This window comes from Lacrimispora sp. (genome assembly GCF_046972725.1).
Classification (GTDB): domain Bacteria; phylum Bacillota; class Clostridia; order Lachnospirales; family Lachnospiraceae; genus Lacrimispora.
Genome location: NZ_JBKVXF010000001.1, coordinates 789,031 through 801,229, shown reverse-complemented (window position 1 = coordinate 801,229; position 12,199 = coordinate 789,031). Strand labels below are relative to the sequence as shown.

Here is a 12,199-nt window from a genome sequence, read left to right as displayed (position 1 = left end):
ATGCAGATCGGAATTAATAAAAGATTGTTCCCTGAGGAGGAAAACGGGAAAAATGTAAGCTGGACCCAGCTGAAACTGTTTGAAAGACAAGATTTTTTAATGATAGATATAAGAGACTCTGTAGTCTTCCAGAAAGGCAATATACCTGGCTCCGTCAACGTTCCGTTCCCGAAAGAAGCCGCAAAGCTTTACGAAATCCCCCGGGACAAGGCTTTAATTGTCTATTGTCAAAAAGGGGAGATAAGCAGTGAGATTGTACAATTACTTACAGATGCAGAATATGAGGCTTACAACTTAAAAGATGGTTTTTGCGGCTGGCTAAAAGCCCGGATGATAAGTGACAGATAATAAAATAAAGTTGCAAAATCTTTATGCAGAGCAAACGTCCGTCCGCTAAGACAGGAAAGATTATAGGGAGGTTAAGATTCAATGTTTTCACCACAGGAAGTTGAACGCTATTCCAGACATATGTTATTGAAAAATGTAGGTGTGAAAGGGCAAAAGGCTCTTTTAGAGAGCAAGGTTTTAATCATCGGTGCCGGCGGACTGGGAGCACCGGCAGCACTTTATTTAGCCGCTGCCGGTGTTGGAACCATAGGGCTCGCAGACAATGACAAGGTGGAATTATCCAATCTCCAAAGACAGATTATCCACAAAACAAAAGCAGTGGGAAGTTATAAGACAGAATCCGCCAGACAAACCATACAGGAAATCAATCCGGGGGTAAACGTAAAGACCCATCCGGTCCGAATTCAGCCGGATAATATTATGGATATCATTAAAGAATACGATTTCATCATTGACGGAACCGATAATTTCCCAACAAAGTTTTTGATAAACAATGCCTGTGTAATCGCAAAAAAACCATTTACCCACGGAGGAATTCTAAGGTTTGAAGGACAGCTCATGACGTATGTGCCGGAAAAAGGCCCCTGTTACCGCTGTGTATTTGAGGAAATCCCCCCAGAAGACGCAGTCCCCAGTTGTTCTCAGGCCGGAGTCATGGGTGCCATGGGAGGTATTATAGGAAGCCTGCAAGCTCTCGAAGCTCTAAAATATTTATTAAAGACCGGTGAACTACTCATAGGTCGAATGTTGGTATTTGATGGCTTAAAAATGGATTTCCGAACCATAACCTGCCATTCTCCCAACAAAACCTGCAAAGTCTGCGGCAATCCTCCCCGGATCACAGACGTAAAGAAGAATGCAGCCTTATACACCCGGTCATTCTGTAAATTGTAAGGACTGCAAACATAAACCCAGCCAAAACGAAAGACGGAGGGGAGAGCTTTCTGCCGAATGCCCTCTCCTCCGTCTTTTGTTTCTTCCCAATCTGGAATCAATCCATATTCTTTAGTATCCCCAAGGCCAGAATCCTCCGGGTGATTGTGGCGCCTGAGGCGCTGCCCCTGGTCCATATTGCTGAGGAATATCTTCTGATGCTCCCGGGTTATCTGGAACATTCCCCGGTGGGATAATAATGGAATTTGCCGTATGAATGGTGCAATACCCCGGCATCGCATATTTTGAATCATCCGTGGTTCCTTCTTCCCCGGCCGGCAATACCATGAAAACAGCAGTGGTCCTTTCCGGACAATAGGGGGTAGGAAGTTTGTGAGAAGTCGCACAAACCGTTGCCCGGACATGATTGTTGCAGACATCAGTGGGAACCGTTCCTTTTGCAAAATATTCTGTATATACCGGATTCCCTCTCGGATCCTCGGTACAGACTCCTTTGACGGCCAGTTTACCGGATTTCCGGCAGATCTGAGCAGTTTCAATGCTGTCTGGTACGGCAAAGCCCGGATCTGACATACCCTGATGAACCCGGGTCATGATTTTCCGCCAGATGGCCTTGTGGAAGGAGGTTCCTCCGTTTTGTTTGGTAAGTTTCTGGTTGTCATCACATCCACCCCATATTCCGGCAGTGTAGTAAGGCGTATACCCAACGAACCAGATATCATTGTTTGCTGTTGTGGTTCCGCTTTTTCCGGCAGCCGACATACCGGGTATGCTTGCCGCTGTACTGGTGGAAGACGGTCCGTTGCTTGAGAACTTTCTGCTGCTTTTCATGGAGTCGGCCATGGCATCCGTTAAAAGAAATGCAGTGGAATCTTTTAATACCCGGTGAGTATCCGGTTTGTTCTCAATCAGGACGTTGCCGTCATGATCCAGTATTTTAGTGAAGAATACAGGCTTTGTATACACTCCGCCGTTGGCTATGGTGGCAAAAGCACCTGTCAGTTCCAGATTGGATACTCCCTTAGTGATACCGCCCAGAGCCAGAGCCGGGTTGTAATCCGTATCTGTTAAGGAGCTGATTCCGAAATTCTTTGCATATTCCACGCCCAGCTGCGGAGTCACTGTTTCCATCAGACAGCGGACTGCCACGATGTTCATGGAATAGACGATCCCATCCCGGATGCTGGAGTAGCCCTGATAGCCTGAGCTGTACCAGTTGGAGAAGGTTTTTTTACCCACCCGGTAGACGGAATCGTAATAAACCGTTCCAAGGGTAGCTCCACTGGTATCAATGGCAGGAGCAAAGGCTGTCAACACCTTAAAGGTAGAGCCGGGCTGCCGGAACGTATTGGTCGCACGATTCAACGTCAGGCTGGCTGTCTTTTGCCCACGGCCGCCGCTGATGGCTTTCACTTCCCCGGTTCTTTGATCCATAATGACAAAGGAAGCCTGAGGCTCCAGCGTTTTATGAAGGCTTTCTCCCAAAATGGTATCTCCGTCTTTTATCAGTTCCGCCTTATATCCGTCAATGTCTGCCTGAATTTCCTGTTCCGTGTTGTATAATCCGTCAAATCCGGAATCCACATTTTCTCTGTGATAGTTATGGATATTCTTCTCGGAATAGTGCGTGGTAGTGCCATTCTTATGAGTGACGGAAAGCCGGTATTCTATGGAATAACGGGCGGCCGAGTAATTATCTGGATTGTTGATTTCTTCATCAACGATGGACTGAATGCCGGGATCCTGTGTCGTATAAATAGACAATCCGCCGCTGTAGAGCATGTTGTGGGCCTGAGTTTCCGTATAACCTAACTGAGTCTTCATGGCTGTTATGACCTGTTCCACCAGTTCATCCGTAAAATAGCTGTATGGAGTGGAAATCTCCTTGGCTGCCATGTCCACATTCTGGATTCTGGAATAAACATCATCAGAAAGAGCGAGTTCCTCCTCTTCCTTTGTAATATAGCCCTGGTCAAGCATGTACTGAAGAATTACTTTTTGCTTGGCAGCGTTCGATTTCTGACCGGTGATAGGATTGAATTTGGAAGGATTCTGTGTGATTCCTGCCAAAACCGTGCATTCGGACAACGTTAGATCCTTTACATCCTTATTAAAATACCTCTTGGCTGCCACCTTCACCCCAAGGGTGTTATTGCCAAGGTTAATGGTATTTAAGTAATTGGTAAGGATCTGTTCTTTGGACATGGCACCGTCCAGCTTGACAGCTAAGAACCATTCCTGAAGCTTACGCTCCAGCCGTTCGCCGAAGCTTTTTTCCATACCGCCGCCAAAGACACTGTTTTTGATCAGCTGCTGGGTGATGGTACTTCCTCCGCCAGCAGAGGAATCACCGGTCAAAACACCTCTTGCGGCACGTAAGATGGAACGCAGATCGATTCCGTTATGTTCCCAGTATCGGGAATCTTCATAGGAAACAAAAGCATTTATCAGATTTTTCGGTAGTTCTTCATAAGTAGCTTCTTCCCGGTTAGAACCTGCAGTCACCAGGGTTTCGGTGACGTTTCCTGCACTGTCGTAGACCGTGGATGCATATTCATTTGGGACGATGGTTGAAATATCTACATCAGGAGCATTGTCTATGATTCCTTTTACCATGCCGATTAAAACGCTGGCGGTTACGATACCGCCGAACAGGCACAGCACAAATAGACTTTTAATAAAAGCCAGAAAAACCTTGGTGGTGTATTTCCTTGCTTTTGAATTGGCAGATCGAATTTTCCTCTCTGTCGCTTGCTTGCCGTAATTCATAGGAAACCTCCTTTACCGGTTCATTATACCAAAAATTGTATAGCAATTCAACACTTACCATTTTCGGAGAAAAAATGGGGAAATATACATGAAAGCTTGATTGGATTGCCATTTTTGGATATAATGAGAGAAATTTTTATACCCCAGGAAATAACAGAGAGATTAGAAAGAGGCTGCTTATGAGAAAAGCTTACCGTATTTTATACGAAGGTGGAACCGGAGAGATTACGGAGAAGAAATCACGCTTTATCGCTAATTTTAAGCCCGTGCAATCGGAGGATGAAGCACAGGCTTTTATAGAAGAAATGAGAAAAAAATATTGGGATGCCAGACATAACTGCTATGCGTGGATTATTGGTAAAAAAGGAGAAGAAAAGCGCTGCAGCGATGACGGAGAACCAAGCCAGACCGCAGGAAAGCCCATGCTTGATGTTTTAGAAGGGGAACAGGTTGTAAATGTATGTGTGGTGGTGACCCGGTATTTCGGCGGGACTCTGCTTGGCACAGGAGGGCTTGTGCGGGCTTATTCAAAAGCTGTAAAGGAAGGGCTTACCGCATGCACGGTGCTGACCGTTGAACCGGCTAAAAAGATTGCCGTAGCCACCGATTATAATGGAATCGGCAAGATCCAGTATCTTTTAGGACAGCAGGAAATCACAACCTTAGACAGCCAGTATACGGACAAGGTAGAACTTATAATTCTTGTGCCCGATGAGAGAACAGGGAAGTTAAAAGCAGAAATAACGGAAGCAACAAGCGGAAAAGCGGAAATTCTTGAATTGGAAGAGGTTTATTACAGCATACTTGACAAAGAAGTACTTTTATTTCCAGAATAGGAATGCAGATGTAAAAAAAACAGGAAAAAAATCTTGCAATATCAAATACATGATGTTATACTAACTAATCGTGATAATGTTAATGGAACTAAGGACAGAACCGGTCCTTAGTTTTTTATGGTATGGACATGAGTTTGTCTGTATTATAAAAATGTTCTCTGGCTTTTTGCCTCTTGGGCGGCTGGAGTGCATTCTTTGTTGAAAGAAGAGAAAGAAGAGTACATTTTATGAAAATGAAAAGAGAAGACGTAAGAAATGTGGCAATTATTGCCCACGTCGATCACGGTAAAACAACACTGGTTGACGCTCTGTTAAAGCAAAGTGGAATTTTCCGTGATAATCAGGAAGTTATGGAGCGCGTTATGGACTCCAATGATATTGAAAGAGAGCGTGGAATCACGATCTTATCAAAGAATACAGCCGTACATTATAAAGGTACAAAAATCAACATCATCGATACCCCAGGACATGCGGATTTCGGTGGTGAGGTGGAACGTGTATTAAAGCTGGTAAACGGCGTAATCCTTGTTGTAGATGCCTATGAAGGCGTTATGCCGCAGACCAAGTTCGTTCTTCGTAAAGCCCTGGAACTGGGACTTTCCGTTGTTACCTGTATCAATAAAATCGACCGTCCGGAAGCAAGACCGGAAGAGGTGGAGGAAGAAGTATTAGAGCTTTTAATGGATCTTGATGCCAGTGAAGAGCAGCTTGACTGCCCATTCCTTTATGCATCGGCAAAGGCAGGATTTGCGAAAAAAGCCCTTGATGATGATGATGTGGACATGGCTCCTTTATTCCAGACAGTGATTGATCAGATTCCGGCTCCGGAAGGCGACCCGGATGCATCCACTCAGCTGTTAGTCAGTACCATTGATTTCAATGAATACGTTGGCCGTATCGGCGTAGGGAAAGTGGATAATGGCAAGATCAGGGTCAATCAGGAATGCGTGATTGTAAACCATCATGAACCTGACAAATTCCGCAAAGTAAAGGTAGGAAAACTTTACGAATACGAAGGTCTTAATAAGGTAGAGGTTCAGGAAGCTGCCATCGGTGCCATCGTTGCCATATCCGGCATTGCCGATATTCATATCGGTGATACCCTTTGTTCCACAGAAAATCCTGTAGCGATTCCGTTCCAGAAGATCTCTGAGCCCACCATTGCCATGAACTTTATGGTTAATGACAGTCCTCTTGCAGGACAGGAAGGTAAATTCATTACCTCCCGCCATCTCAGGGAGCGTTTGTTCCGTGAACTGAATACGGATGTCAGCCTTCGCGTAGAAGAGACAGAATCTCCGGACTGCTTTAAGGTTTCCGGACGTGGAGAGCTTCATTTATCCGTATTAATTGAAAATATGAGAAGAGAAGGTTTTGAGTTTGCTGTCAGCAAAGCAGAGGTTCTTTTCCGTTATGACGAAAGAAACCAAAAGCTGGAGCCAATGGAAATCGCCTATATTGACGTACCTGAGGAATTTACCGGAGCTGTTATTCAAAAGCTTACCAGCCGTAAAGGAGAGCTTCAGGGTATGAGTCCGGCAAACGGTGGCTATACAAGACTGGAGTTTTCCATTCCTTCCAGAGGTCTTATCGGATACCGTGGGGAGTTCATGACAGATACAAAGGGAAATGGTATTATGAACACGGCATTTGACGGTTATGCACCATATAAGGGAGAGATCTCCTATAGAAAATCCGGTTCTCTGATCGCTTATGAGTCAGGTGAATCCATCACTTACGGTCTTTACAATGCTCAGGAAAGAGGAATTTTATTTATCGGAGCAGGAGTTAAGGTATACTCCGGTATGATCATTGGACAGAATCCGAAAGCAGAAGACATTGAAATTAATGTCTGCAAGGCAAAAAAACTGACGAATACACGTTCTTCCGGTGCCGATGATGCGCTTAAGCTGACCACACCGAAGGAAATGAGCTTAGAACAGTGCCTTGATTTTATTGATGTGGATGAACTTTTGGAGATCACCCCTGTAAGTCTTCGTATCAGAAAAAAAGTTTTAGACCCTACCTTAAGAAAAAGGTCTGCTTCAAATAAAAAATCTCTGGGATAATATGTAATAAAATGGAGGATGCTGACTCAGGTCGCCGAATATTCGGCAATCTCGCGGCATTCTCCATTATTTTTGTTCATTATGCCTGGTCCTGTCGATATTTTTGGATTGTTTTTTATCATTTTAGAGCATTCTATCACATAAATTTAATAATAGCTGTGAAGCGTATTAGCAAATAAGTGAAAGAAGAGGAGAAATACAATGTCAGAAAAAATGATTGAAAACAACAAAGTAAGCGTTATCGGAGAAATTATCTCCGGCTTCACCTTCAGCCATGAGGTATTTGGAGAAGGATTCTATATGGTGGATATGGCAGTAAACCGTCTCAGTGATCAGGCCGATGTTATTCCGTTAATGGTCTCAGAACGTCTCATTGATGTGACTGGAGATTACAGCGGCTGTACGGTAGAAGCAGTGGGCCAGTTCCGCTCTTACAACCGCCATGAAGGAACCAAGAATCGACTGGTACTTTCCGTGTTTGTAAGAGAAGTTCATTTTATGGAAGAATTTACCGATTATACAAAAACCAATCAGATTTTTTTGGATGGATACATATGCAAAGCTCCTATTTACAGAAAGACTCCTCTTGGAAGGGAAATCGCCGATTTGCTGCTGGCCGTGAACCGGCCTTACGGAAAGTCTGATTACATACCCTGTATTGCCTGGGGAAGAAATGCCAGATACGCGTCTGGATTTTCGGTGGGAACCAGAGTGAAAGTATGGGGAAGAGTCCAAAGCAGAGAGTATACCAAAAAATTGAGTGAGACAGAATGCGAAAAGCGAATCGCATACGAAGTCTCTGTCAGCAAGCTGGAATGTGCAGAGTAAATTCTGTTGCAATTATATTAAGAAAATGGTAAGAAAACTTGCAAAATAGTTAATTTTGTGATACGATAAGCAGGTTCTAACGTAATATGTAAGTTATTGCATTTTAGCTGTTATGAGGTGCTGAAGGATGAATAGAGGTACGATACAGGTTATATGCGGCGAAGGAAAAGGAAAGACCACGGCTGCATTAGGTATGGGAATCGAAGCTCTGATGAAGAACAGGAGTGTTATTGTCATACAGTTCTTAAAAGGCTGTACAGGGCGTGGATCTTTTGAAATTATGAAACGTCTGGAACCGGAGATGAAGATATTCCGCTTTGAAAAGTGTGATGGTTTTTTTGAAAACCTGACAAAGGAAGAGCAGGATGAAGAGCGGATGAATATCCGCAATGGTCTGAATTTTGCCAGAAAAGTTGTATCCACCGGAGAATGTGATCTGCTGATCCTTGATGAAATTTTAGGGATACTGGATCAGAAAATTATTGAAGCAGAAGAACTGGTTAAGCTGCTTCAGACGAAAGTTGATGATATGGAGATCATATTGACCGGTAAGGTGTTTTCCAAAGAAATGGAGCCTTACGTAGACAGTATTCTGGAAATCAACCATGTTAAAGTTGACAACACAAAATAATAATGATAGTATGGAAACATACATAATAAAGTAGAGGTTGCGTTGCTTATAAGTACTTTGTCCGATGTATCAGGTGCAGGTGAGGACAGGGGAAAGGAAGAGACGCCGAAGAACGGTACGGCCTGAGCGTACTTGTTCTGGGCATATGGTTAAGAGCCATATGACTGTCATCCAAGTCGGATGGGGAGCTACTTAAAGAGAGATGATATTACCAAATTCTGGGCTTTAAGAGCTGACCCCGTTGTCAGCTCTGTTTTTTCGTGTACGGCCAGCCACAGGCTTCTTAGCGGCTGCTGCGATGACGGATGAAGGTTTACTATGTATGATAAAATGGATCAGGAGGATTAGATCATGGCAATTTTTGAAGGCGCCGGTGTTGCGCTTATTACACCACTGAAAGAGAATGGGGAAGTAAACTACGGGAAGCTGGAAGAGCTGGTAGAAGAGCAGATTGCAGGGGGAACGGATTCCATCATCGCTTGCGGAACTACCGGAGAAGCTTCTACGATGACTCACGAAGAGCATTTGGAGGTTATCAAATACGTTTGCGAAGTGACGAAAAAGCGGATACCGGTCATTGCTGGTACCGGTTCTAATTGTACGGATACTGCAATTTATTTGTCCAAAGAAGCGGAGAACTGCGGAGCGGATGGACTGCTTTTAGTGTCTCCATACTACAACAAAGCGACTCAGAACGGATTGAAGGCGCATTTTAAAGCGGTTGCTGATGCGGTTAAGATCCCAATCCTTTTATATAATGTACCTTCAAGAACCGGAGTGAATATTGCAGCAGAAACCATCGCAGACTTATGCCGGAATGTTTCCAATATCTTAGGTGTAAAGGAAGCCAGCGGCGATTTCTCTTCTATTGCCGATCTTATGTATCTTACCGATGGAAAAGCGGATGTTTATTCCGGTAATGACAACCAGATCGTCCCCATTCTGGCACTGGGCGGAAAAGGTGTTATATCCGTACTTTCAAACATTGCACCTTCCCAGACTCATGAGATCTGCCAGGCATATTTTGACGGCGATGTGACACGCAGTGCCAAATTACAGCTTGATGCGATCCCACTGATCAATGCCCTGTTCTGTGAAGTAAATCCTATTCCGGTAAAGGCTGCTTTAAATCTTATGGGCAAGAACGCAGGCCCGCTGCGTCTGCCGCTGACAGAGATGGAACCAAAGAATCAGGAACGCTTGAAAAATGCCATGAAAGCGTATGGAATTTTATAATTCGTGAAAGATATACCTATGGAGGAAAACATGATTAAGATGATAATGCACGGCTGCAACGGGGCAATGGGGCAGGTGATTACCGCAATGGCAGCAGAAGAAAAAAACATTACGATCGTAGCAGGAATCGATCCTTACGATACGAAAGCAAATCCGTATCCGGTCTTTCCATCTTTAAAGGAGTGTGATGTTCCGGCAGATGTGATCGTGGATTTCGCTTCCGCAAAGGCAGTGGATGGACTTCTTGATTACAGTATGGAAAAGAAGATTCCTGTGGTGGTTTGTACGACTGGACTTTCGGAAGACCAGATAAAAAGGATAGAAGAGATATCTGGTCATGTTGCAGTACTTCGTTCGGCCAACATGTCTTTGGGTGTGAATCTGCTTATGAAGCTTGTGAAGGATGCGGCTCAGATACTTGCCGTTGCCGGATTTGATATAGAAATTTTAGAGAAACACCATAATAAAAAATTAGATGCTCCCAGCGGAACTGCCTTGGCTTTGGCTGATTCCATTAATGAAGCTATGGATCAGGAATATCATTATGTTTATGACAGAAGCCAGGTTCGAAAAGCCAGGGATAAAAAAGAAATCGGAATTCAGGCGGTTCGCGGAGGCACCATAGTAGGGGAGCATGACGTGATTTTTGCAGGTAAAGATGAAGTGGTTACCTTTAACCATACGGCATATTCAAAGGCGATTTTTGCACAGGGGGCAGTATCGGCAGCAAAATTCCTGGCAGGAAAAGGGCCGGGATTGTATTCCATGAAAGATGTAATCGAATCCTAAATTTTCCAAAATCTTCCACCATAATTCATTTGTCCTTTACACATACTAATGATAGAAAATGAAAGGAGAATGTATTATGAAAAGAATAAAACCATTTGTTTTAACACTTCTTGTAATTATGGCAGTTATATCATTGACTGCCTGTGGAACGACTCAGAAAGATACCGGAAATTCCGGAGCCACAACAGGCGGTACAGCTCAGACATCTGCAGCAACGACAAAAGCAGCCACTACCGAAGCTGATACAACTTCTAAAGCCGGTGATTCCAGCACAGAAAGCACCGGAGTCATCAACGGAGTTGTGAATGATGTTGAAAAAGGTGTAGACAGTATTACAGGCGAAAGCAATGGTCAGCCAACCACTGAAAGCACAAGTGCGGCACAATAAGCTGAATCATAAGGAAAAAGCTTCAGGCAGTATTTTATGCTTGAAGCTTTTTTTATAATGAGTTATAATAGGTTGTAACATATCTTTTTGTATTTTTCATCCGTTCCTTTAACCCTTCATGAATCAATAGTTCGATTTCGTATCCAGTGAGCCAATCCATATGTCAGGAGGCCGGCGTTTCGTGACAGAGAAATTTGATTTATTTAAAATTCAACGGTATAATAACAAAAGAAAACCATGGAGACAGCTCCGGTGGTCCGTAAAAAAGAAAGGGAGGCACCCGCAAGGCTGTGTGGCCTGGCTTTTTTTGCTGGCCTGTCTGGAAGCGGCTGTTTTAATTCCGGATTATGGACAGGCGGTTCTTGATGAGGCACGGACGTTCCTTACTGTCAGCAGGGAGATGAAACTTGAGAAGGAAAAAGGTGATTTGTATCATGGAGATGCAGGAGAAACAAAAGAACGTGGATTTTCTCTGGATATTAAAGAAGGCAAGGTGGAATTATGGCAGAAAGTAGAACGCATAGTCTTTAAAGAAACTGATTGAGAAACAGAACCGCATAGTGGTCATTAGTATTTATAATAAGAAAATCAGTTGCATTCCTATTTTCAGTGTATTATAATTTCTACTGAAACACCAGAGTTTTATTTGAAAAACTTATAAATTAATTCAGAAAAGGACAGGTGGTTGCCATGGAGAAAAAAGAAATGCTGTATGAAGGAAAAGCAAAAAAAGTTTATACGACGGAAGACCCGGACGTATTGATTGTTTCATATAAAGATGATGCTACAGCGTTCAATGGCCTTAAAAAAGGTACCATTGTCGGAAAAGGTGCGATCAACAACCGAATGACCAATTTTATCTTCAAAAAGTTAGAGGCCAAAGGTGTTCCTACGCATCTGGTGGAAGAATTAAATGACCGTGAGACTGCGGTAAAGAAAGTGGAGATCGTTCCCCTTGAAGTCATCATCAGAAATTTCTCCGCCGGAAGCTTCGCCAAGAAGATGGGAATGGAAGAAGGCATAAAGTTTTCTTGTCCGACTCTTGAATTCAGCTATAAAAATGATGATCTGGGTGATCCGTTCATCAACGATTATTATGCACTTGCCTTAAATCTTGCAACTCAGGAGGAGATCGATGCCATTACAGAGTATGCATTTAAGGTGAATGAAGTATTACAGGAATATTTTGACGGTTTAAATATTGACCTCATTGATTTTAAAATCGAATTCGGCCGCTACCATGGAAAAGTGATACTTGCCGATGAGATTTCTCCGGATACATGCAGGCTTTGGGATAAAGATACTCATGAAAAGCTGGACAAGGACCGTTTCCGCAGAGATTTGGGAGACGTAGAAGGCGCTTACGAGGAAGTGTTCCGCCGTCTTGGTATTCAGTAAACCGCACAGAGAG

The 12,199-nt window shown here is 43.6% G+C and carries 12 protein-coding genes and 1 riboswitch; of the genes, 11 read left to right on the top strand and 1 reads right to left on the bottom strand.

Annotation, left to right across the window (positions count from 1 at the left end):
• A complete protein-coding gene (locus ACLTWA_RS04000; RefSeq protein WP_412326266.1) occupies positions 1-348 on the top strand; it encodes a rhodanese-like domain-containing protein in 348 nt (115 codons plus the stop codon).
• 81 nt (positions 349-429) lie between these two features.
• Positions 430-1,242: a HesA/MoeB/ThiF family protein gene (locus ACLTWA_RS03995; protein ID WP_412326265.1), complete on the top strand. Its 813-nt coding sequence runs from the start codon at positions 430-432 to the stop codon at positions 1,240-1,242.
• A 111-nt stretch (positions 1,243-1,353) separates the two neighbouring features.
• On the opposite strand, the gene ACLTWA_RS03990 is transcribed toward ACLTWA_RS03995, so the two are convergent.
• Complete coding sequence (locus ACLTWA_RS03990) at positions 1,354-4,011, bottom strand: transglycosylase domain-containing protein (protein WP_412326263.1); 2,658 nt, start codon at positions 4,009-4,011, stop codon at positions 1,354-1,356.
• A gap of 179 nt (positions 4,012-4,190) precedes the next feature.
• Between ACLTWA_RS03990 and ACLTWA_RS03985 the strand changes: the two genes are divergently transcribed.
• The 9 genes from ACLTWA_RS03985 to purC all read left to right on the top strand — a co-directional run bounded on the left by ACLTWA_RS03985 (position 4,191) and on the right by purC (position 12,186).
• Complete coding sequence (locus ACLTWA_RS03985; protein WP_412326262.1) at positions 4,191-4,847, top strand: YigZ family protein; 657 nt, start codon at positions 4,191-4,193, stop codon at positions 4,845-4,847.
• A gap of 227 nt (positions 4,848-5,074) precedes the next feature.
• On the top strand, positions 5,075-6,916 hold the full coding sequence (typA, locus tag ACLTWA_RS03980) for a translational GTPase TypA (RefSeq protein ID WP_412326261.1): 1,842 nt from the start codon (positions 5,075-5,077) through the stop codon (positions 6,914-6,916).
• Positions 6,917-7,117: 201 nt separating this feature from the next.
• Entirely contained in the window at positions 7,118-7,744 is a 627-nt protein-coding gene (locus ACLTWA_RS03975; protein ID WP_412326260.1) for a single-stranded DNA-binding protein, read from the top strand.
• Between the two features lie 127 nt (positions 7,745-7,871).
• Entirely contained in the window at positions 7,872-8,375 is a 504-nt protein-coding gene (locus ACLTWA_RS03970) for a cob(I)yrinic acid a,c-diamide adenosyltransferase (protein ID WP_412326259.1), read from the top strand.
• A gap of 23 nt (positions 8,376-8,398) precedes the next feature.
• A riboswitch (Lysine riboswitch) is annotated at positions 8,399-8,574 on the top strand.
• A 152-nt stretch (positions 8,575-8,726) separates the two neighbouring features.
• The gene (dapA, locus tag ACLTWA_RS03965) at positions 8,727-9,611 is read left to right on the top strand and encodes a 4-hydroxy-tetrahydrodipicolinate synthase (protein ID WP_412326258.1); all 885 of its coding nucleotides are present in this window, start codon (positions 8,727-8,729) and stop codon (positions 9,609-9,611) included.
• Positions 9,612-9,641: 30 nt separating this feature from the next.
• Entirely contained in the window at positions 9,642-10,400 is a 759-nt protein-coding gene (dapB, locus tag ACLTWA_RS03960; RefSeq protein ID WP_412326257.1) for a 4-hydroxy-tetrahydrodipicolinate reductase, read from the top strand.
• A gap of 76 nt (positions 10,401-10,476) precedes the next feature.
• Positions 10,477-10,788: a hypothetical protein gene (locus tag ACLTWA_RS03955; RefSeq protein WP_412326256.1), complete on the top strand. Its 312-nt coding sequence runs from the start codon at positions 10,477-10,479 to the stop codon at positions 10,786-10,788.
• Between the two features lie 181 nt (positions 10,789-10,969).
• Positions 10,970-11,332, top strand: coding sequence for a hypothetical protein (locus ACLTWA_RS03950; RefSeq protein ID WP_412326255.1), 363 nt, complete (start codon positions 10,970-10,972; stop codon positions 11,330-11,332).
• Positions 11,333-11,478: 146 nt separating this feature from the next.
• Positions 11,479-12,186, top strand: a complete 708-nt coding sequence (purC, locus tag ACLTWA_RS03945) for a phosphoribosylaminoimidazolesuccinocarboxamide synthase (RefSeq protein WP_412326253.1) — start codon at positions 11,479-11,481, stop codon at positions 12,184-12,186.
• Positions 12,187-12,199: the final 13 nt, after the last annotated feature.

What these genes read in the sequence shown, in the direction of transcription:
- ACLTWA_RS03995 (WP_412326265.1), top strand. Translation starts at nt 430, where the DNA reads ATGTTTTCACCACAGGAAGTTGAACGCTATTCCAGACATATGTTATTG.
- typA (WP_412326261.1), top strand. Translation starts at nt 5,075, where the DNA reads ATGAAAATGAAAAGAGAAGACGTAAGAAATGTGGCAATTATTGCCCAC.
- dapB (WP_412326257.1), top strand. Translation starts at nt 9,642, where the DNA reads ATGATTAAGATGATAATGCACGGCTGCAACGGGGCAATGGGGCAGGTG.
- ACLTWA_RS04000 (WP_412326266.1), top strand. Translation starts at nt 1, where the DNA reads ATGCAGATCGGAATTAATAAAAGATTGTTCCCTGAGGAGGAAAACGGG.
- ACLTWA_RS03975 (WP_412326260.1), top strand. Translation starts at nt 7,118, where the DNA reads ATGTCAGAAAAAATGATTGAAAACAACAAAGTAAGCGTTATCGGAGAA.
- ACLTWA_RS03990 (WP_412326263.1), bottom strand. Translation starts at nt 4,011, where the DNA reads ATGAATTACGGCAAGCAAGCGACAGAGAGGAAAATTCGATCTGCCAAT.
- ACLTWA_RS03970 (WP_412326259.1), top strand. Translation starts at nt 7,872, where the DNA reads ATGAATAGAGGTACGATACAGGTTATATGCGGCGAAGGAAAAGGAAAG.
- ACLTWA_RS03955 (WP_412326256.1), top strand. Translation starts at nt 10,477, where the DNA reads ATGAAAAGAATAAAACCATTTGTTTTAACACTTCTTGTAATTATGGCA.
- ACLTWA_RS03985 (WP_412326262.1), top strand. Translation starts at nt 4,191, where the DNA reads ATGAGAAAAGCTTACCGTATTTTATACGAAGGTGGAACCGGAGAGATT.
- purC (WP_412326253.1), top strand. Translation starts at nt 11,479, where the DNA reads ATGGAGAAAAAAGAAATGCTGTATGAAGGAAAAGCAAAAAAAGTTTAT.
- dapA (WP_412326258.1), top strand. Translation starts at nt 8,727, where the DNA reads ATGGCAATTTTTGAAGGCGCCGGTGTTGCGCTTATTACACCACTGAAA.